We start from the raw sequence: 21,471 nt of genomic DNA on the forward strand, positions 1-21,471 counted from the left end.
GTTATGGTATATTTTATGAGGTCTTGTACTGCAGCGGGGTTGTACCGGCGTGACGCTTAAAGAATTTCACGAAATGGGATGTGTCGTTGAAGTTGAGTAGCATAGAAATCTCGGAAACATTTTTATGGGTATAACGTAAAAGGCGTTTTGCTTCGTTGGTGATGTGTTCGGCGATCACTTCCGCTGCCGATTGGTTGACGGCTTTCCTGCACGCGGCGTTGAGATTTTGGGGGGTTGTGTTGAGCAGGGCGGCGAAATCCGCTACTTTCATTTTGGCAGGTTTCTCCGGCAGCAGGCCAATGAAGGTTTCATACAGTTCATGCCTTACCGGTTTCCGGGAAGAATAAACGTCTGCCGAATCCATGATCTTCGCCAGCAATGCCTTTATCAGTCCTTCTTTCATGAGGAAAGACAGGTTGGAAGTGGCGTTATTTTCAATGGTCAGTAATTCAAATATCCGGTTCAGCGACGGCGCTTCTTCCGTATACAGACATGGAAACCGGCTCACCTGCTGGATGAGCAGCGGGAGTTCATTGTCCAGGCTTCGCTCAGTAAAACTGTTTTTGAGGATCAAAACGAAACCTTCAGGCTCGGTTTGGATATCCCAGCTGTGTACCTGGTCGTAGGAAATGAAGAAAAGAACATTGGGGCGGATCTCATATTGTATCCCGTCTATCCAGTGGAAGCCCGATCCTCTAGTAAGAAAAATAATTTCAAAGTATTGTTTATGTTTATGCGGTTCCGTTTTCCAGGATGTTTTTCTGAAGGGCTCAGCTTTTATATGATTGCTGGCAGCAATCTTGTTTTTAACGGGGATTGAATTTTCCATCTGCTAATTAAATGCACTGAGATGCCGACCAGACACACCAGACATACTGTCCATAATTATACAAAATATTACCCCAAAAATATAAATACAATTTAAAGAAAGCTCTTATTTCCAGATACAGAATTTTTTCCTGATTTTAGCTATAAACTCTATTACCTTGAACAAACTCCTTCAAAAAATAGCCCCCTTAGGATTAATCCTGCTGCTCGGCTGCCTGTTGCTTTTTCATTTTGCCGTTATTTCCGGCATGCTGCCGTTTGATATGATCTGGGGCGGACAACTGCAAACGCAGGCACAAATGATCAGGCAGGAAATTATTGCCATTGCATTCATCCTGGTTTTTCTGATTGTCGCCCTTTGCAAAGCGGAATTACTTCCAGTGAAAGCGCCGGTCAGGATGATCAATGTATTGTTGTGGATAATGGCCGTCTTCTTTTTACTCAATTCCGTGGCTAATATCTTGTCGGAAAACAACCTGGAACGATTGATCTTCACACCTATCAGCCTTCTACTTTTTATTTTCTGCGTTATCCTTGCCCGGGGAAATGCCGCCCGGAAAAATAAAATTTCTCCGGGGAACACAACCCAGGCACCTTTGTAATGCCATACCTCGGAAAAAATCCCGGCAATAATGCCGGGATCATTTTCACATACAGGATTCCACTAACTAAGCGTTCCAATTTCTATTACACAAAAGATTTCATAATTTTCAAACAATCATCATACCGGGCGTCTACCGTTTTCCTGGCATCTTTTACCTTTTTCAGGGCAGCCTGGTAATTTTCGTGAATTTCCAATAACCGCTCCGTGATCTGCTCCCCAGTCGTATCGTCTATCTCAAAAACCCAGTCATTGAAGCCCAGATCATAATACATTTGTCCTTTTATCGTATCGGTTGGCTGGCGCAGGTAGAAACTGGGTGTTCCGTTTGCCGCTGCTATAATGGGCGAATGGCATTCAAAACTCAACACCGCACTGGCTTTTTCATAAACAGAAGCCGCCTCGTCTGGCAGCCAGTAATCATGCGTGACGATAAACGGCTTGATCTCTTCCGGCAGCGGATCGATCAGCAGTTCTTTCATGATATCCACCTCGTAGGTCATTTCCGGGCATACCAGTATCTTGTTGCCCGTTTTTTTCACCCATGCGATCATCGCCGTACGTAATTTGGCATGGTCTATTTCCTTGTATTGCTCATTGACTTCATCCACCTGTTTTATCTTTTCATCGGACCAGCCAGCCCTGTTCGGGTTGATCCTGTAATAAGGCGTGTACCGCAGGCGTGGAATGGCGCAGATGAATTTCCTGGGCAGCAGGCCGTTTTTCGCCATAAATTCCCCTGCCTTGGTTTTATCGTGTATATCCAGCACAAACGTGGCATCAGGGGCAAACGCGATATGTTTTCCTTCCAGTCCGTTCTTCTTCAGCACCGCTATCGAAGCGGTTTCGCGGGTAAAAATAAACGAAGATTTTTCCAGCAGGGCTTTTAGGGCAGGGGGCACGTCCTGTATGGTGACTCCAAATATACCGAACCCTTTATCCGTATTTTTATTCCAGCAGCGTAAGTTCTCAGCCGCAACCACCGAAGGGCCGGAGCCGTGAATAAAAAAGTCCGCCTCTTTGAATGCCAGCTCCAGTTCCGGTGACTGCAATGCATAATCCTTATCAAATTTGCCGTGAATGATCTGCACGTCCGGGTAGTGCTTATGTAGCATGGCGTCCGACATTTCACTGTCCGTTCTTTTCCAAAGAATGATCCTGGCATTTTTCATCCTGCTTTTCAGCAGTGCGATCAATCCGGGCGTATGAGCGATATCGCCGATGTTCACATCCTGCCAGCCCGATACCAGTAGCAATACTGGATCCTTTTTTCCTGTCGCTTTCAGGATATGCGGTATCAGCAATGAACCTGCGGCCATTGCCGCGGTTTTTTGTATAAAATCTCTGCGTTTCATAAATAATAATATTAGTTGTAGTCTGGGTTTTGTTTAAGTTCCGCGCCATAGTTAGCGTCGATAGCGGATTGAGGAATGGGAAAGAACAGGTGTTTGTCTTTAATGCTGCTCCTGGTGTCGGGCCTGATATTGTATATCCTGACCCTTTCCACGAGATTGCCCATGCGGCAGAGCGTTCTCCTGCGTGGCTCTTCCACGGTCAGTTCCCGTGCCCGCTCATCCAGGATATAATCGATCGTAACATCGCCGGAACCGATGAGCTTCGCGCCCGCGCGGGCTCTCACTGCATTGATGTCATCCGCGGCGGGGCCCGGCTCCCCTTTCCGGAAATAAGCTTCGGCACGAAGCAGGTAAGTTTCCGCCAGGCGATACACCATCATATCTGTAAATGTTCTGCCTGTTGAGTTGTCGCCGGACTTCGGAAGATTTCCTTCCACCTTACGTATGGTGGGAAACATGTAAAACATAGTATCGTCCGCGAGTGTTCTTTTTTCTACTATTTTCCCGAAGAAAGTGGACCCCGGGTTGTTGTAAACGAATGTCCTCCGGATATTGTAAGTGGAGTTGCGCATGTCGTTTTCCCAATTATCTTTCCAGATATCATAAAAGAAATAATTATTGGGTCGTACCCAACCCACTCCCCTGCCCATGGAATCGGCGAGAATGAAGCCCGCCTTGCCATCGGGCGCCCTGAAGTTGCCGCTGGAATAAAACGGTGCCCATCCGCGGAGGTTATTGTTGCCACCCGTCCCGCCCTGGCCCCCTGGCGTCTGGTCCTCGATCTGTAGCACATAAATACTTTCAAGATTGCCCGAACTCCTGTTTTGGTTGCCGTTCCTGAAAAGATCGGAGAAAACGTCGCCCGGTTTTGATTTCTCTGAACCGAACCGGATGGTCATAAGATTGTACAAGCCCGAGTTTATCACCCTCGTAGCCGCTTCTACCGACTTATCGTACATTTCAAGGGAAATATATACCTCTGCAAGCAGGTGATCGGCCGCAGCCTTAACGATCCGGCCTTCCCTGGCTTTGGGAACAGTAGCTGGCAGCCACTGCGATGCGAATTCCAGGTCGCGCACAGCCTGTTCATATGTTTCTTTGCGTGAAGCCCTCGTAAAGTCCGCTTTCGGCGATGAATAAATCGTATCTACCAAGGGAACGCCGCCGTACAGGTTGGCCAGCAGGTTAAAGGTATAACCCCGGAAAAAACGGGCTTCGGCTATAATGGCATTTCTTTGCGCGTCCGATTTCCAGTAAGCCGCGGCTTCCGGCTTACCGGCATAAGCGATAATAGTATTCGCACGAAGCAGCATGGTGCCGTAGGCCCAGTTCCAGTAAAAACCGACCACCAGCTGGGTGGAAGTAAGATAAGTTTCGTAATTCCGGAAAGGTGCAATGGTCGGGCTGCCGGTAGTGGCAATGTCCGTTCCGAACTGCATGTTGAAATTATGATTGATGCCGTCCGTGTTGGTAAATTCGTCGCGCGCGCCCTGGTGTAGCGCAGTAATATAATTTTCAAACCCGATGGAATCCTTCAATACTGCGGTATTGCTCAGGTTGGAAAGCGGCACTTCGTCCAGCGACTTGCTGCATCCCTGCGAAAATATGATGATCCCGGTTGCCAGGATTATCAGGATTCTTCTTTTTAGGTATTGCGATAACATTACTTCCTGTTTTAAAAGTTAGAAGCTTACATTCAGCCCCGCCGCCACACTGCGTGGTGTGGGGAAATATTCACCCTGTGTACTGTACCCGCTTTCGGGGTCAGGACCGATCCAGTCGGTGAGCGTATAAAGGTTCCTTCCACTAACGTAAATGCGCAGCGAGTTGACCCCGAACCGCTCCAGCGTTTTTTTCGGCACTTCGTAGCTGAGGGACACATCCTGTAAGCGGATAAAATCCCTGCTCATGTAATAACCGTGCAAAAAGGGATTGGTATACACCAGCGAAGGACGCGTTGTTGATTTATTTTCCTCCGTCCACCAGCCTGCATCGAGCATATTCACCGCGCGGCCGGGATAGTTATTGCCCAGGGAACTGCCGGTGAAATCCAGCTGGTTGAAGCTTTTGATCCAGCCCTGCATGGCGTTCACAAATATGGAAAGTGAAAAGTCTTTATACCTGAAATTATTCGTGATCCCCCAGCGGTATTTGGGCTCCAGCTGGCCGATCACTTTCCGGTCGGCAGTATTGATGGTCTTATCGCCGTTAACGTCCCTGAGCCTTACAAACCCGGGCTTGTAGCCCGTCGGCAGTACGTCGCCTTCCTGGTAGATACCGTCCTGCTCATAATCATACGCTACAAAAACCGGCTCCCCGATAAACCATTTGTTGGCCACGTCGTTGTCCTCTTTACCATCTCCGTCTATATCCGAGTTGTAAAGATGCACCAGTTTGTTTTTGTTAGTTGAAAAAACGGCGTTGGTGTTCCATTCAAAATTTTTCCGCTGGATGTTCGCGCTGTTGATCGTGATCTCAATACCCCGGTTGTTTGTTTCACCGAGATTGGTCAGGATGCTTGTATAACCGGTCATGATGGGTATGGACCTTCGTACGATAAGATTCTTCGTTTTTATATTATATCCTTCAATCGTGGCTGCCAGGCGGCCATCAAAAAACTCGGCGTCCAATGCCAGGTTGGCCGTGGCGGTGGTTTCCCACTTAAGGTCCGGGTTCGCGATGGAAACTGGATAAACGCCTGTGGAGGTAGAACCGCCGTCCCCATAAACATATTGATTGGAAGCCGACAGGCTCAGCGATTGGTAAGGTCCGATCGCCTGGTTGCCCACTGAACCATAAGAAGCCCGCAGCTTAAGAGAATTGACGAAAGTTACCGGCTTGAAAAATTGCTCGTCGGACAATATCCATGCAAAGGCAGCGGAAGGGAACGTTGCATACTTATTGTTCTCCGCAAAAACTGAACTGCCATCCCTCCGCGCGGTAAAAGTAAAAATGTACCGGGAAAGCAATTCATAGTTCAGCCTGGCCATGGAGGAAACACCGTCTGTCTGTTCCGCATCGGATGTGACCGTTTGTACTTCTCCCAACGTAAGACTGTTCCACTTCAGCGCAGGATTGGCGAGCGGGGAGGCGTTGGCAGTGGTGTTTTCCAATTGCGTATGAGTTTGCCCGTACAGCAACGTAACGTCAAACGCATGATTCTCATTAATTCTTTTTTTGTAGGTCAGGATATTCTCAAACACCCAATCGAAGTTTTCCTGGTTAAACTTGCTGGCACTCGTAGTATTGGAATTCATCTTTTTGTCCTGGGCAAAAAAATTGTAGTTATGACGCCAGCGGTAGTTGGGAGAATAGTTGAAGCGGTAGCTCAAACCAGGAACGCCGGGAAGATTGAGCAACGCGTAAAAATTCGTGAAAAGGTTGTGGTACGCCTCCTCATTTTCGGTCAGCAACGCCGCCCTCATGGGATTTAAAACCAGCTGTTCCTCGGGTACCGGGAACCTCGTCGGATCGCCGTCATCGTAATACAGGCGCCCATATGGGCTTGTGTGATATGCGTAATGTACGGCGGCTTCCTTGCCGGACAAATCCCGTTTGATATAAGTTGAATGCAGGCCAAGCGTCAGCCAGCTGGTGATCTTGTTCTCGATATTCGCCCGCAGCGAGATCCTTTTCTGGTTATCGTTATAGATCAGCCCTTTTTCGTCGGTATAAGAAGCGGAAAGGAAATAATTCGTTGCTTTCGAGCGGCCTGATACGTTCAGGTCGTAGGTGGCAACCCTTCCCTGCTGGGCGATTTCCTCCCAGGGATCGACGGTGTGGCCGGCCTGGTAGTTTTCCGCTTCGGAAGACTGCAGATATTTTTCGATCTGAGCCGGGTCGCTTTCCAGCCCGCTTTGTTTCCGCCAATCCAGCAGTGCCTGGATATAACGCTCCGGTGAAAGTGTTTTCAGTTTGTAGCTCCATCCGGAAAAGCCCTGGAATACATTAGCGCGGATAACCGGCTTTTCCGATTTCCCTTTTTTGGAAGTGATAAGGATCACGCCGTTGGCCGCTCTTGAACCGTAAATTGCCGCTGCGCTGGCATCTTTCAGTACTTCCATGGATTCGATATCGTTCGGGTTGATGTCTGCCAGGCTGCTGTTGAACTGAATACCGTCTACAATGATCAGGGGATTATTACCGCCATTCAGGGATTTTGTACCCCTGATGAGGATAGATCCTCCCTGGCCGGGGCGGCCGTTATCCACGAATTGCACGCCGGCGATCCGCCCCCTCAATGCCTGGCTGACGTTGGTGGTAGGCAGATTTTCCATCTGCTTCATGTCCACCTTGGAAATGGCGCCGGTTACATTTCGTTTGTTCTGCGCGCCATAGCCTACCACTACCACCTCACCCATCCTGGTGTTGGAAGCGGCCAATGTTACCTGCAAAGCCTGACGGTTATCGACGGGCACTTCCTGCATGCTGTATCCGACAATACTAAAAACCAGTACTGCGGACCCGCTGGCAACGTTAATTGAAAATCCTCCCTGTTCGTTTGAAATAGTGCCGTTCTTCGTGCCTTTCTCCAAAATGCTGACGCCGGGAAGCGTCTCGCCATGCTCGCCTTTCACTGAGCCTTTGACCGTAAGTGCGGCAACTTCGCTGATGGCATGGCTTTCGGGAAGGCCCTGCGATGATTTGCCTCCGTCCTGTTCTCTTTTCAGCAACAGGATGGTGTTATTCCGCACGGTGTATCGCAGATCTGTCTGGTAAAGCAATAAAGCCAGGGTATAGCCAACTGACCTTTCAGCCCGGCTCAACACTAGTTTATCGTAAACATTCACCTGCGATTCAACGTAGGCAAACCTGTAACTGGTCTGTTCCTCGATTTGCCTTAGTGCGCTCAGCAGCGGCTGCTTTTTCAGCGCCACGGTCACTTTAACGTCGTTAACACCCTGCGCGCTTCCGGGAGAAGCGGTCAACAGCTGTATACTGAACAGGACACCGGCGATGGTGAGACAACCCAGTTTCATAAGTGAATACCATTTTCGAGGAAAAATAGTTAGGGCAAGAGGAAGGAAACGCTTCCCCCAGTCAATAAATTTCATAACTTTGGAATGTTTTAAATGTTATCGTAGATATTTAAACGCACGGCTGCTTTGATTCCACTCGGGCAGCCATTTTTTTTAGTCAATTAACGCATCCTTCGCCATTTATTTTGATTGATTTGTCGCTTTCTGCTTTCCAACTGGTATTGGTCAATGTTGTGATCACGTCCATCACCTGCTTCAACCCCGCGTCCTTTCCTGCAAAGCGTGCCGTGAACCTACAATTACCGGTTGCATTCCCTTCAAACTGAACCTGCACGTTGAAGTGCGTGGAAATTTTTGCCATGGCCTCTTCCAGCGTTACATTGTCGAAAAACAGTTCCTGCAGCCGCCAGTTGGCAACCATTTCCCCGTCCACTTTTGATATCTCAGCCCGGATGCTTTTCCGGCCCACTACCAGCTGTTCGCCGGCAGACAGAAGGCCGAGCACAGTATCCTCACCTTTCTGTACCTGCACTTTCCCCGTGGACACCGTAACGACCACGCCGCTATCACCGCCATAGGCCCTTACATTGAAGGAAGTACCCAATACCCGCGTGGTTAAGCCTTCACTATGTACAAGGAACGGCCGGGAATGGTCATTTTTCACTTCAAAGTATGCCTCGCCGTGGAGGTATACTTCCCTCGTTTTTCCAGCGAACCCGGCAGGGTATTCAAGAGTGCTTTGCCGGTTGAGCGTTACCACCGTGCCATCAGGCAGCGTTACCGTTCGTGGCTGCAAGACGCTTTCACTGAGCACCATTTGTTGCGTGACCTGTTTTCCCGAGGGAGAAAAGATGAATAATGCCGTCAAGCCAACGATGAAAAGCAGGGATGCCGCCACTGCCAGGCGTTTCCAGTTAAATGGCCTCCGGGAAGCGATGCGATGGTAGTCCAATGTATCCTTTTCCTTCTGTTTGAGAAGGTTCTGATAAAGCATATCCCAATCGGGTGCGTTGCCGTCCTGCATGGCCGGCGCATCCCAGAACTGCCGGAGGTCCAGCTCTCGCAGCCGTTCGTCGGGAAGACGGTCCAGCAAGGCCCAGAACTCCCTTAACTCATCTGCATTGATGGTGTGATGGAAATACTTGTCGAGAAGGTGCTGTATTCTTTGAATATCGTGTGACATATCATGCGCTTACAGGAATAAGACGCAGAATTGAACCGGCAGGTACTATAGAAAACTGAAAAATTTTATGATATCCTGGCTTTTAAGGTAACTCCGCACCGTTTTCAGTGCTTCCACCACGGTATTGCGGACGGTATGGCGGGATAAGTTGAGCCTGACGGCGATCTCTTCGTGAGAAAAGCCATAATCGCGGCTGAGAGAGAAGATAAGCCGGCGCTGAGGGGATAACTGTTCCATCGCCTTATGCAGTACCAGCTGGTATTCCCTTTCAATAACAGCCTGGTCCAATGCGGATTCTCCTGCCATCAGCTCCCTTTCTATCAATTCCTGCAAACGCTTGTGCCTGGAGGCAACCCTTAAAAAATCCAGGGCCTTGTTGCAGGCTACCTTTTGTATAAACCCTTCGAAATTCCGGATTTCGGTGATAAAATCGCGGCCCATCCAGATTTTCAGGAATACATCCGTCAATATTTCCTCGGAAATTTCCTTTGATTTTGTGATGCGGAAAATATAGTTGTACAATTTGACCTTATACGCTTCGAACAATGTACGGAAGGCTTTTTCGTTGCCCTGCGCTATCTCATGAAGCAAAATACTTTCATTACTCATGGAAAGGCGATTAAACGTGGATACTGGGACTAAAATAACAATTCTTAGCGGGTTTAACAGCAATAATTCCTATACGGCAATTTGACCAGGTATTAATATCTGCTATGGAGCCATAAACAACGATCCCGGCAAGACTACCGGGATCGTTACACTTACAGGTATATTTACTACACATACAAAAACAAATCCGTTACCTGGATTATTGCATCTTTTCACCGTTCAGCTGAAGCCCGGACTTCGTTACCCCGCTGATTCCGGTCAACCTGTATGGCGCACTATTGTCTCTCCCTGTCACAAAGCGAACGTTGTTCAAAATAACTTCTTTCCCCTCTGACATCTGCAATAGCGGTTGATGATCAAGCCTTTCCAGAGTAATATTTGTCAACGAAATTTTAGAGAAGTTTCTGGCGTTGAAAAAGCCGGTTGAAGAAAGTTTTGCCCCTTCAAAAGATCCAGGAGCTGAACCGGCTCTTTCCCGGAAGCGGAACTGGCTGCCACTGATCTCCAGCACCAGGCTTTGATCCAGATCCCCGATTATATTAAATGCACTGAGCAATCCTTTGGCCCTGATATTTTCAAAACGGATGCTTGTGACAGGCTGCCCGGTTTGCCATAGTCCTTCCTGGAAATTATAATTGTAAAGATGGTCTACATTTTCGATTTCCACATCCCGAACAACCCAGTTACCGCTTTTGAGCACCGGGTGTTCATCCTTCGGTGAAAAATGAACGAAGGCGGAAAGCATGTTCGTCCGGCGTTGTATTTTGTGCATGTATTCCCCGGGGCCCCAGATCTTGCATCTTTCCACTCGTAAGCCGAGGCAGCCGATGCGGAATCCGTTGCAGGAAGTGTTCACCTTGCAATCAGTGATCACAAAGTCACGGTTGTCGTTCCCCGCAAATGCATCATCCCCCGTACGAAAGTCACAGCCTGAAACTGTGAATGAGCTGCAAAACCGTGTATGCAGCCCGTCATGGCCACCCAGTATGGTGACGCCGGTAACTTTCCCCCCGCTGCAATTGCGGCAGTTGATAGCCCAGTTTGCGGAATTTTTTATCGTAATTCCATCGATCACTATCTGTTGGCAATCGATGAGCCGGATGCAATGCGGTCCCCGAAACCCTTCTTCTCCTTTAGGATTGTAACAGTCCACCCCGTCGATCGTGCCACCGCCGGTAATGGCCACATCCGAAAGCCCTTTACCGTAAATAAAAGCGTCGTTCCGATAATCTGCATATTTATCGCTGCCTTTCAGCAATGCCCCCTTATCCAGCTGTAACCGCACCTTGCTTTTCAGGGTGATGCTGCCGCAAAGGTATTCTCCGGGAGCTAATACTACGGTTCCTCCTCCAGCCCCAGCGCAGGAATCAATTGCTTGCTGAATCATCTGTGTTGACAGGGAAGTTACATCCGGCTTCAAAGTTATGCGCAGCCCCGATTGTGCACCCGCCTGCAGGCAGGTGATTAAAACAAGCAGTCCTGCGTAGAATAAAACATGAAGGAACCTTTTACATTCGTTGATCATAGGTCGCATGATTGTCCATTTTACGTTAGCATGTTGGCATTTGAGCATAGCTCATTGTTAAAATTTCCCCCTGCGATTAACAGCACTGGGGTACCGCTATGTAGCCAGTTCGTTCGCATATGATGGCGGCGATACGCCTTTATTAAAGAGCAGCGCTATATCTGTTAATAATTTGGATTTTGTACCATCTTCGGGTTTACCTGCATCTCCTGGATGGGAATAGGCTGGGCATAAGAACGATTGTCGTTCCATTGTATTTCCCCTGTAGTCACTCTCACAAAATAATCCGCCTCTTTGCTACCGATGCGCCAGCGGCAGACGTCAAACCACCAATGCCCCTCCCCGAATAACTCGGCCCATCGCTCGTATTTCAGCGGATCGTTCGCCAGCTGGTCAGGCGCACCATGCTTATCAGTGCCCTTTGCCATTGTGCCCGCGGTAAGACTGGGATAATCTGCCGGTGAAGCACCGTTTACCGGGTAACCGTAAGCTCTCCGTTTTACCTTGTTGATATATTCCAAAGCATTCACATTATCACCGGTATTTTTGCAGGCTTCGGCGAAGAGCAGGTAAACATCCGCAAGCCGGATAAAATAAAAATTGTCGTTGATCTGACCATTGAAGCTCCAGATAGGATGGTCGATTGGTCCGTATTTCCGCAGGAGCCACGCGTGGTATTGCGTTCTTTCGCCAGGTTTGACATATTGCGGTACGATGGTCTTTGGTGCGTTCACATCATCTCCCACTTTATCTATGTAAGGCTCCAGCGCACAGATGTACAGCCGCGGATCAACCGCATTGCCCTGACGCAGCTGCAAGCTTTGTGTCAGGTAGGCCGGGTCGTTGATATTCTTTTCATCGGCTGTGAGCGTTGGGATCGGTAACGTAAAACCGAACCGTGCAAGGTTGCGGTCGTGCATGAAGAGATTATCAAACCCATATCCTTCCAAACCATAATACAAGCCCATGGTGGCTCCGGTAGTAGGACCACCAAACACACCCCAGCCCGCGGTAAAATCAACTTCGGAATTCAACTCGAACAGCGATTCGTTGTTGAATTTCTTTTTTCCATTGAACATTTGTTTGTAGTCATTCAAAGGCAGCAGTTGGCGGCCGCTGTTTTCAATAACTTCCAGCAGCTTGGCCCTGGCTTCTGTCCAGTTTTCCGTGAAAACATACGCTTTTCCGAGGAATGCCTTGACACTCCATTTGTTTACACGCCTGATGTCTGTAAAGCCGTCCAGCAAGGTCTCTGCTTTTTCCAGGTCATCAATCATAAAATCCCACACCTCACCTACTTTAGCCCTCTCCACATACAGCTCCTCCTGTTTGCGGGGAATGTTTGTGACGATGGGTACTCCGGGCTTGTCGAAATTGGCTTTACCCATACCATCTCCCCACAAATTAACCAGGAAAAAATAATACAGCGCGCGCAATCCCAGCGCCTGACCCTCGATCTGATCCGTAACATTCTTTTCATCCGGCTTCATATAGTTTGCGCGGAAATTCTGCAACGCTTCCAATACTACATTACATGCGGCCACTCCCCGCCAGGCATCTGAATACACGGAGGCAAAGTCACCACATTGGGGCTTTGTATTGTTCTGGTGCAGCTCATTCCACCAGGCGTCATTCCGCCATTGCTGATCGGTTATATGACCCAGCGGGTAAGTGCCTTTAGGAAAAAGGAAAGCACCATACAAGCCGGCCGTCCGGGTCATTGCGTAGGCATTGTTCAGCATCAGCGAAATGTCCTGTGTGCTTTTACCCAGTTCTGCCGCGGGAATCGCGTCGGGATCCTTTATATTGAGGAAATCTTTATTGCATCCGGTTGCTGCAGTCAGCATTGCTGCTGCTATGATGATAAACCTGTATTTCATAACGATGATAATTATTAGGGTAAGTCAATGCATGTGAGAATCTAAAAACTTAATTCAAGGCCGAAACCGATATAACGTGTTTGAGGATAAAGGCCCTGGTTTTCGATGCCTCTTTCCCGTACGCCGCCGCCAAGTTCCGGATCTAGCCCGCTATACTTTGTAAACGTGAGAAGATTTTGTGCGTTCAGTGAAATCCTCAGCTGGCTGAGCTTTGCTTTCTCCAGTATCCTTTTTGGAAGGTCGTATGCTACCTGTAAAGTTTTCAGCTTTACATATGCGCCATTTTCCACGAAGTAGGAAGATATCTCCTTATAATTACCACTGGGATCCTGTTTGTAATTATTCCCAGCGTCAAAATAACCCATGCGGGGTTTCTCAGTAAGGCCATTATTCCCAAAATAGGAAAGGCCGAATATATCCGCCGTTGTATTGTAATCGGCGCTGAATGTCTGGTTCAGCCTCCGGTTGCCGTAATAAATATCCATTCCGTTTACGCCCTGGAAAAGGACTGTCAGGGATATTCCCTTGTATTGTGCCTGTAAGTTCAGCCCGTAAATCATGGCGGGCCATGGGTTGCCGATATATGTTTTATCGCGGTCATCAATCTTCCCGTCGCCATTGAGGTCTCTGTACCGCAGATCTCCTGCTCCTGTTTCCGCCTTCCAGTAGAGGCCGCCGGGCGCTTTGCTGTTCAGCTGCTGCACCTCGTCGTTGGTAGTAAACAGGCCGTCAGTGATAAAGCCGTAGAATTGTCCCATGGGGTAACCGTCTTCCGTGCGGCTGGTGTTGCCGTTCCAGTAATCGCCCGGCCAGCCGTTCTGCAATACGGCATTGGGAAGCCCCAGCTTCAGCACCTTGTTGCTGTTGAACGATGCATTGCCGCTGACGGAATAATTGAATGCGCCATGAGTTTCCTGCCAGGTTGCAGCAATTTCAAATCCCTTATTCTGTATCTTGCCCAGGTTCACTTTGGTGGTGCTAAATCCGAGGCCGCCGGTGGCGGGCATCGGAAGGTCATACAGCATGTTGCTGGTAATGCGGTTGTACCAGTCCGCCGTAATGGAGAGCCGTTCGCGAAGCACAGATAGATCAATCCCCAGGTCTGTCTGTGCCACCTCTTCCCATTTTATATCTTCATTGGGAAATTTGCTGATACCCCAGCCGGTTACCACGCCATTTCCATAATTATGCCTGCTTATGTAGCGATAGGAACGGTCGTAAAGAAACTGGCCGATGCCGTCATTCCCCAGCTTCCCCCAACCTGCGCGCAGCTTCAGGTTATCAAGCCACGCAAACTTTCCTTTTACAAAACTTTCCTCGCTGATGCGCCAGCCGCCCGACACGGAAGGGAATACGCCCCATTTGTTGGCGGGGCTGAACTTGTCTGATCCGTCGCGGCGTATGCTGGCCGCCAGCAGGTACCTGCCGCCGTATCCATAGTTGATCCTGCCGAACTGCGACAGGGTACGGGATAAGGTGATACCGCCATCTCCCGTGCGGGTATTCTGGATAGAGAGCGCGGTATTGTATGAGGGAGATAACTTAAAATCCTGCGCGCCGACGCTGGTAAAGCTGCCATCGTTTTTCAGCACCTCGTAGCCTGCCATGGCTTTCAGGTCGTGTGCGCCGAAACTGCGCGCATAGGTGAGCACCAGGTTAGCGGACAGGTTTTCCCAATGGTCCTGCGCCTTGTTCAGTTTGCTGATGCCGTTATTGACCTTGCCCCAGAAATATATAGGCTCGAAGGTGGTTTCATCTTTCCCGCCAATGGCCGCACCAAATGTAGTGCGGAGGTTAAGACCCTCAATGATCTGCCAGTCTGCATAAGCATTGCCTTCGAGCGCAAAATAATTGTTATTGATATCGCGCACCAGTGCCTGGCCCACCGGGTTATCCCCACCGAATCCATCAGGTACCACGCCCCAGGTCTTATCTGTCGGATTGTTTGGATCATACACCAGCATGGTCGGAATGGAGCGGTAAGGAATCCCGCCATCCACAGGCCGGTTGCGGGTCTTCCAGGCATATAAGTTTTCCCCGAACTTCAGGCGCTTGCTCAGCTGGTGCTCGGAGTTAATGCGCAACCCGTACCGTTCAAACCAGTTCCCTGTTTTGATGCCTTCTTCTTTCTGGTAGTTGGCCGACAAAAAATAAACAGATTTGTTGCTCCCACCCGACACGGAAAGATTATAAGTTTGCTCCACCCCGCTGCGGAACAGGGCCTCCATCCAGTCTGTATCAGGCAGCTCGTTTACCGGTTTGCCCTGGGTATAATCCTGACCTATATTTTTGCGGGCTGCAATGTAATCGGGAGTACCTAATAATACAGGCAGACTAACAGCATTCCGCCATCCGTAGTTGGCGGAAAAGTTAACCTGCATCTTTTGCTGGTTGCGTCCTTTTTTTGTTGTAATGAGAATTACCCCGCCTGCGGCCTGTGCGCCGTATATGGAAGCGGAAGCCGCGTCTTTCAAGACCTCCACAGAGGCAACGTCCTGAATGTTGAAATTATTGCCGGTGCCCATGCGCACCCCGTCTACAATGTACAGGGGGCCGATACCGTTGATGGATGCCGCTCCCCTGATAATAATATCTGAACCTGCCCCGGCTGCTCCGCTGCCTTTGGTCACATATACACCGGCAGCCCTGCCCTGCAAGGCTTCATTCATGCTCCTTACGGGGAGATCTTTAATTTCAGCTGCCCTGACGGAAGATATAGCCCCGGTAAGATCACTTTTCCGCTGTGTGCCATACCCCACCACCACAAGCTGGTCAAGATTGTTGATCTTTTCAACCAGCATTATCCGTAAACCTTCCTTACCGGCCGGTACAGTCACGTCCTGCATTTCATAACCCAGGGCTGAGAACTGCAAAACGGCGCCAGGATCCGCCAGTACACGGAACTGCCCGTTGGCGTCCGTTACCGCGCCGCTGCTTCCACCCTTCACTTTAACGGTAACGCCTGGCAAAGGTTCTCCCTCCTTGTTCCGCACCTGTCCGGTTATTTCCTCGCGAACGGGAGTTGGCGCCGTTGAAGCGGAAGTGTCGGGCACGGGCTTGTAGATCACGACCAATCCCTTGTTCTCTTCAAAGACCAGGTCTGTTTCGGATAACAATGTTTCCAGTATCCTGCGGACGGTAGTCCTGTTAAATTGCAACTGTGAAGACTTCAGCGATTCCAATTCCGCGGGATTAAACGCAAACTGGATACTGCTGAGGGCGCTCACCCGTTGCAGGCAGGAGGTAAGCGGCTCGTTGCGAAAACTGACTTTCAGCCTGGTATTATCCAGCCGCTGCGCAAGGCCGGGTGAGGCATACAATACGCCTGCGCTGATTATAAGAGCAGACAAAGCAAGTAACGACAGTTTCATAAGAAATGAAGAAACGTGGATAATCTTTTTTTGCATAATTTTGGTTGTCTTTGGGTGATACTCAATACACTTGCATCCTCCAGCTTAACGGGCCGCGGGGTGCATTTTAGCCGTGCCTGCTCTAACAGGCACGGTCTTTTTTTTCAGGATGTTAAGGTTGACAAGGCCGGCCGGTGACCGTAATCGTGGAATCTTTCTTATAACATTTTATACGGTAAATTCTTTCCAATGCGTTTAATACGTTCTGCAGCGAATCCTGTTTGCTGAAGCTGATGCTGATCCTGCAATGACGCAAACCCGTCGCCAATTGCACCTTCACGCCATACATATTGCGCAGTGAATGTGCCAGCTCTTCGAAGCCTGCATTCTCAAGCACCGTCCTGCCGGCTCTCCATCCATCTATCATATCTCCGGATAACCGCAACTGTTTTATACCGCCAGGCCCCGATCCTACTTCAATCCCCTCCAGCGCCCCTAGTACGCCAGACAACTGCTTCCCGGAATGTACCTGCACTTTGCCTGTTTTCACCAGCACCTTCACTTCCGTCTGTTGGTATGCCTTTACAGAAAAGGAAGTACCCAGCACCCTGGCAGTAATGCCGTTTGCAGCACGGACAATGAAGGGCAGTTGTTCGTGCGGTGCCACTTCAAAATAAGCCTCACCAGTTTCCAGGTCCAGCTCCCTGGACAGTTCCAGGTCAGCCGGGTAGCGGACGCGGCTGTAACTATTCAGCCACATAACCGATCCATCGCTCAACGCAATGCGTTTGACCTCAGGCCCTGTTGCCTCCGCAAGATATTTCAATGGTGCACTGGCCTGGTATGATACTTTCTTTTGCAGGAAATATGCAGCCAGGCAAATAACACCGGCCACGGTCGCAGCCGCCAGCAGCCGCATCCTTCTTTGTACAATCACCTTACCCCTACCCTGTGACCGCGCAGCCATTTTACGGCTTACGTGCTCCCACATGCCATCGCGGACGGCAGCCTTTTCCAGGTTGCCATCGAAAGGCTCTCCCGCATCGCCCGCTTCATCCAGCGAAGCGTACCACTGCTCTACCTGTTTGCGTTCTTCCGGTGTGGCGGTGCCTTTTTCATACCGGTCCAATAAATAAGCGAGTAATTCCCTGTCCACAAATAGTATGGTTTTGCGCAGCCTCAGCGGCGGCGCGGTGCAAATAGTTTGCTGTCACGGTTATATAGACAACCATACAGGCAGAGCATACTAGTCGGCAGGAAAAAAAAGTCAGCGGTGTTGCAGGCGGCAACGAAGTCGTTTGAGTGCAGCTGTAATATGGTTCCTGACAGTTTGTTCAGAAATAGACAGCTTGCTGGCTATCTGGTTGGCGGTAAGCTCGTTATTTCGGCTGAGAAGAAATACCCTGCGCATTTTGTCAGGCATGGATGTTATTTCCTCGTCAATGTTCACATGAAGCTCGCGGCGGATCACTGCTTCGCAGGCAGTTTCCGGTTCAACCCGGAAAGCGTCGGAAACGCCGGGAATATGTTTATCACGAACGGCCTGGTGCTTGAAATAATTGAGTATGCGGTTCTTTAATGCAGCGTGGAGATAGGTGGCTAGAGTGGTTTGAACCTGCAATGTGCCCCGTTTTTCCCAAAGAGCGACAAACAGGTCTTGTACAAGGTCGGAAGCATCTTCCCTGGAATGAACCTTGTGGAAAGCATCCACATACAACCGTTCCCAATAACGCAAATACAGCGCCTGAAAGGCGTGCGCGTCATCATTCCGGCAGATGCGGTCCAGGAGTTCTATATCAGTTACTTCCAACAGCAAAATTTTGGTTGTATTTGGCATCCAGGCAGGGTGGCAAGATATTCGAGCAGTTAAAGCCGTGTTGTCTTAGTCATCTAATCAGGTTGAAGCCACCCCGGGTGAAATAAAGATAGAGATTCTTTTTTTTATCAAAAAGAAAAAACAAGTGGCCATTACATATTGCGTTTGCAGCTGCCAGCCGGGAATTATAAAAAATGGTCCCGGCAAAAATGCCGGGACCGGTACACTAACAGAATATACAATACAAGTTATGAAAAAAAATCTTTATTAAAATTCCCCCGGCGATAAAAATCGCCAGGGTTATGCCTATGGATTTATCTTAATGTTTACATGAACCTTAGGAAAAAAGGAGCGGCCGCACCCTATTTTTGACCGCTCCTACGGCAATCCATCATTCAGTAAATGCTTATTCACATTGCCGCACTTCTTTAAACACATTCAGGATCGCCGGGAACGTAATTTGCCACAGCTTCTGTTCATTGCATTTATTTTTTAACTTCAGGATAGGCACGTGTATACCCCTTTCTACCATCTTTAATGATGAAGATCAACAGTATCTTTGTCTGCCTGGTTTTATCAGGATTCCGGGTGAGACTGTGGAGGATATTCCTTTCTTCAAAAAACATTTCCCCGGCTTTGAAAACTTTCGGTTGCTCCCCGCCAAGGGTAATCTCTACAGCGCCTTCCAGTACATAACCGAATAGCTCACAATCGTGGCGATGGCTTACAGTATCCGCGCCGCCGGGAATGATCGTCATTACGCTTGATTCCATTTTGTAAGCTTTCAGTTCAGGGTCGGAAAGCGGTGTACTTCTTATGCCCACGAAGCTGAGAGGCGCCTGGGGCATGGACGTTGCGGCATGATGGTCGTGCTGCTGGGAATAAGCTATACTATGCAACAGCACCGCCGGCAAAAACAAATTGAGCAGTTTTTTCATTGTTTATGGCTGTTTATAGGTAAATCAATATTGTTGACGCCAGGCTTTAATACCAGGATTTTGCCATTCCATTCCAGTATTGCTTTTGGGCCGGCGGGTACTTCTATGGAAACGTCCCAGCCACCGGAGCTTCGGAGATATTTAACTGAAATCAGGCCTGCGGGATGCGGCACAGCCGCTTCCACGCGCTGAAGGCCGCCGAGGTGCGGATGAATGCGGATGGTATTAAAACCTGCTGCACCGGGCTGTATACCCGCGATGGTATTAAGAAAAAAATAAGCCGGATAGATGCTCCAGGCATGGCATTCCGAACGAGGGTTATCCGCCCATTCTGAAAAAGTATGCATACCGTTGGCCAGCATGGTTTGCCAGTCTCCCAGCTGTTCTATCAACTGATCTCCCTCTCCTGCGTGCTTAAACGCCTCGAACAGGAAAAACTTAAAATAAAGCGATACCGGGAGCAGGCTGGTATCTTTGGTGATCTTTTCCAGTAACTGCCTGTTATCCGCCTTCGGAAGACAATTCGTTAATACCGCCATGATATTGGCATGTTGTGAAAATACCTTCTTATCCGGCGTATCGCTGAACAATCCACGCTCCTGGTCGAAACAGCTTTCTTTTACACGCGATTTTATACGGGCAGCAAGGTTTTTGTAGTGGGCGTACACATCCGGTTTAAAATACCGCCGCATGTAATCATCCAGCTGCATGATGGTATACACATAAAACAAGTTGTAAGGGGTAAGACTTTTAGAAGCAGAGCGGGCAAGAATGGCATCCTTATCGTAGAAGGTGTCCAGGAAATCCAGGTAAGGCAGGTTGCCGATCATTCCTCCTTCGCTCACCTGCTTTTCGAACCAGTTCAACACTCCCTCTATCCCTTCCGCATATTGGGCGGCAAATGCAGTGTCCTGCCGGTGCATGCGGTAATCATTCACCATCAGCGCCCAGCACAGCGCATACAACGGGGTGTATTGCGGAAGGTCTGAGGGGTAACGGCTCATGGTAAGGCCAGCGGGCGAACGGCTCTGGTCAAACTGCCGGATGGCGTTCATGGTCAGCCTGTCATCTTTAAAATGAAAATACGCGTGCAGTGCCTGGATACGTGTATCGCCAATGTATTGCATCTGCTCATAATAAGGATCTATGTATGTTTCCTGGGCAGCCAGCCGGGCCGTGAGCAGAGAGGCGTTGAATATTTTTTCGTGCTCAGGGTTATTGGATCTGAAACTGGCTTCATTTTTAAAAGGATACATGGTGCTTTCAAAATCAAAGTCTTCAATTTCCAGCGGCTCTCCGGCCGTTTCAATGTCGAGCTGAACAAACCGGAATACCCGGAACCACAAAGGTATGAACGAGCGCTGATGGCCGCCATCGGGGCGGAATACATCGTATACGCCATATAATTTTTTCCCTTCAATACTGTCACGGTGACCTTTGCGCCATTTACCAGGCTTGCCCTGGGGCGTTTCCAGCAGCGTTTCGGCATAGCTGATTTTGACGTTTGCTCCCTTTCCCCTGCTGACCAGCAACCTGGGATAGCCCGTGGCCAGCACTTTATTGTCCAGTAACAGGGAAACCTTGCTGCCAGGTGGAATGGTGATGGCGGAAGGCTTCGCCGGCCAGGCTTCCGGAGGAATTAGCCCTGAAACCCTAGCTACGGCTGCAAAACGCCGTTGTTCTCTTTCAAGCGTATCAACAGGGCGGGGAACCAGCGTCCACCACCCGTCATTCACAGGGCCATCAGGATATCCGCGGCCAATAACCGCCGGTGTCACCCAGCCCGAATCATTAAACGTGGGCTGTTCCCAGTTCCAGGGATATGCGGAAGCCTCCAGGCTGTCTAATGCGCCTGCAACATAGTATTGCCAGAAAAGCCGGGGATCGTTGCGTTGAAAAATAACCGGGCTGTAAGCGTTGTTCCGGTAAACTTTCCAATCCTTACCAGTCCGCAGTTCCGCTACATCACTTTCAAGGATGAACGCTGTTCTGTGCGAGTGTTGTGAATACCCGTTCCACTGTCCTTGATTCCAAACAATGGCCGCTATCACATTCTCCCCGGTTTCCAGATGCGTCTTAAGATCATACCGCTCGTAATTCCAATGCCCCAGGTCGTTGCGGGCGGGCCCCAATCCTACCATCCGGCCATTGACGAATAGTTTATACCGGCTGTCTGCGCTTACATACACGGGAAATTCATCCGGCACTGCACTCAGGTTGAGTTTTTTTCTGAAATGATAAACTTCATATGCCTTTAATCCGCTGCCGGGAAAGGTAATCCATGCCGCTTCCCAGGGCCTTTTCAATAACCTGCCGGGAATCTGCTGGCTGAAGCCGGAGAGCGAAAAAAAGCATAATAATATTGTAAAGTGAAAAAAGCTCGTTTTTGTCATTGTCCTAAAACTTA

14 protein-coding genes are annotated in these 21,471 nt (G+C 49.3%); 1 reads left to right on the forward strand and 13 read right to left on the reverse strand.

Features of this window, described 5'->3' with window-relative positions; genetic code table 11:
• Positions 1–13: 13 nt before the first annotated feature.
• Positions 14–829 (reverse strand): helix-turn-helix domain-containing protein, encoded by an 816-nt coding sequence (locus EG028_RS01655; protein WP_120514296.1) that lies wholly within the window; start codon positions 827–829, stop codon positions 14–16.
• A 157-nt stretch (positions 830–986) separates the two neighbouring features.
• On the opposite strand from EG028_RS01655, the gene EG028_RS01660 reads away from it, so the two are divergent.
• Positions 987–1,430, forward strand: a complete 444-nt coding sequence (locus EG028_RS01660; RefSeq protein ID WP_120514297.1) for a hypothetical protein — start codon at positions 987–989, stop codon at positions 1,428–1,430.
• A gap of 85 nt (positions 1,431–1,515) precedes the next feature.
• Here EG028_RS01660 and EG028_RS01665 read toward each other — a convergent pair whose 3' ends face one another.
• The 12 genes from EG028_RS01665 to EG028_RS01720 all read right to left on the reverse strand — a co-directional run bounded on the left by EG028_RS01665 (position 1,516) and on the right by EG028_RS01720 (position 21,457).
• Positions 1,516–2,784, reverse strand: a complete 1,269-nt coding sequence (locus tag EG028_RS01665; protein WP_206614334.1) for a polysaccharide pyruvyl transferase family protein — start codon at positions 2,782–2,784, stop codon at positions 1,516–1,518.
• An 11-nt stretch (positions 2,785–2,795) separates the two neighbouring features.
• Positions 2,796–4,448: a RagB/SusD family nutrient uptake outer membrane protein gene (locus EG028_RS01670; RefSeq protein ID WP_120514298.1), complete on the reverse strand. Its 1,653-nt coding sequence runs from the start codon at positions 4,446–4,448 to the stop codon at positions 2,796–2,798.
• Between the two features lie 18 nt (positions 4,449–4,466).
• Positions 4,467–7,763: a SusC/RagA family TonB-linked outer membrane protein gene (locus tag EG028_RS01675; RefSeq protein WP_120514299.1), complete on the reverse strand. Its 3,297-nt coding sequence runs from the start codon at positions 7,761–7,763 to the stop codon at positions 4,467–4,469.
• Between the two features lie 157 nt (positions 7,764–7,920).
• Positions 7,921–8,946 (reverse strand): FecR family protein, encoded by a 1,026-nt coding sequence (locus EG028_RS01680; RefSeq protein ID WP_120514300.1) that lies wholly within the window; start codon positions 8,944–8,946, stop codon positions 7,921–7,923.
• A 45-nt stretch (positions 8,947–8,991) separates the two neighbouring features.
• Positions 8,992–9,555, reverse strand: a complete 564-nt coding sequence (locus tag EG028_RS01685) for an RNA polymerase sigma factor (protein WP_120514301.1) — start codon at positions 9,553–9,555, stop codon at positions 8,992–8,994.
• Positions 9,556–9,754: 199 nt separating this feature from the next.
• Complete coding sequence (locus tag EG028_RS01690; RefSeq protein WP_162946198.1) at positions 9,755–11,089, reverse strand: glycoside hydrolase family 28 protein; 1,335 nt, start codon at positions 11,087–11,089, stop codon at positions 9,755–9,757.
• Positions 11,090–11,244: 155 nt separating this feature from the next.
• The gene (locus EG028_RS01695; RefSeq protein ID WP_120514303.1) at positions 11,245–12,960 is read right to left on the reverse strand and encodes a RagB/SusD family nutrient uptake outer membrane protein; all 1,716 of its coding nucleotides are present in this window, start codon (positions 12,958–12,960) and stop codon (positions 11,245–11,247) included.
• Positions 12,961–13,001: 41 nt separating this feature from the next.
• The gene (locus EG028_RS01700; RefSeq protein WP_162946199.1) at positions 13,002–16,310 is read right to left on the reverse strand and encodes a TonB-dependent receptor; all 3,309 of its coding nucleotides are present in this window, start codon (positions 16,308–16,310) and stop codon (positions 13,002–13,004) included.
• Between the two features lie 172 nt (positions 16,311–16,482).
• Complete coding sequence (locus tag EG028_RS01705) at positions 16,483–17,466, reverse strand: FecR domain-containing protein (protein ID WP_123864502.1); 984 nt, start codon at positions 17,464–17,466, stop codon at positions 16,483–16,485.
• 111 nt (positions 17,467–17,577) lie between these two features.
• Entirely contained in the window at positions 17,578–18,120 is a 543-nt protein-coding gene (locus tag EG028_RS01710; protein ID WP_162946200.1) for an RNA polymerase sigma-70 factor, read from the reverse strand.
• A 491-nt stretch (positions 18,121–18,611) separates the two neighbouring features.
• Positions 18,612–19,064 (reverse strand): cupin domain-containing protein, encoded by a 453-nt coding sequence (locus tag EG028_RS01715; protein ID WP_120514307.1) that lies wholly within the window; start codon positions 19,062–19,064, stop codon positions 18,612–18,614.
• Positions 19,061–21,457 carry an alpha-L-rhamnosidase-related protein gene (locus EG028_RS01720; protein WP_120514308.1) on the reverse strand — a complete coding sequence of 799 codons (2,397 nt, stop codon included), beginning with the start codon at positions 21,455–21,457 and terminating at the stop codon, positions 19,061–19,063. The genes EG028_RS01715 and EG028_RS01720 overlap by 4 nt, the downstream gene beginning before the upstream one ends.
• Positions 21,458–21,471: the final 14 nt, after the last annotated feature.

Origin of the sequence: Chitinophaga barathri, assembly GCF_003807585.1 — a bacterium.
In the GTDB taxonomy this organism is placed as follows: Bacteria; Bacteroidota; Bacteroidia; order Chitinophagales; family Chitinophagaceae; genus Chitinophaga; species Chitinophaga barathri.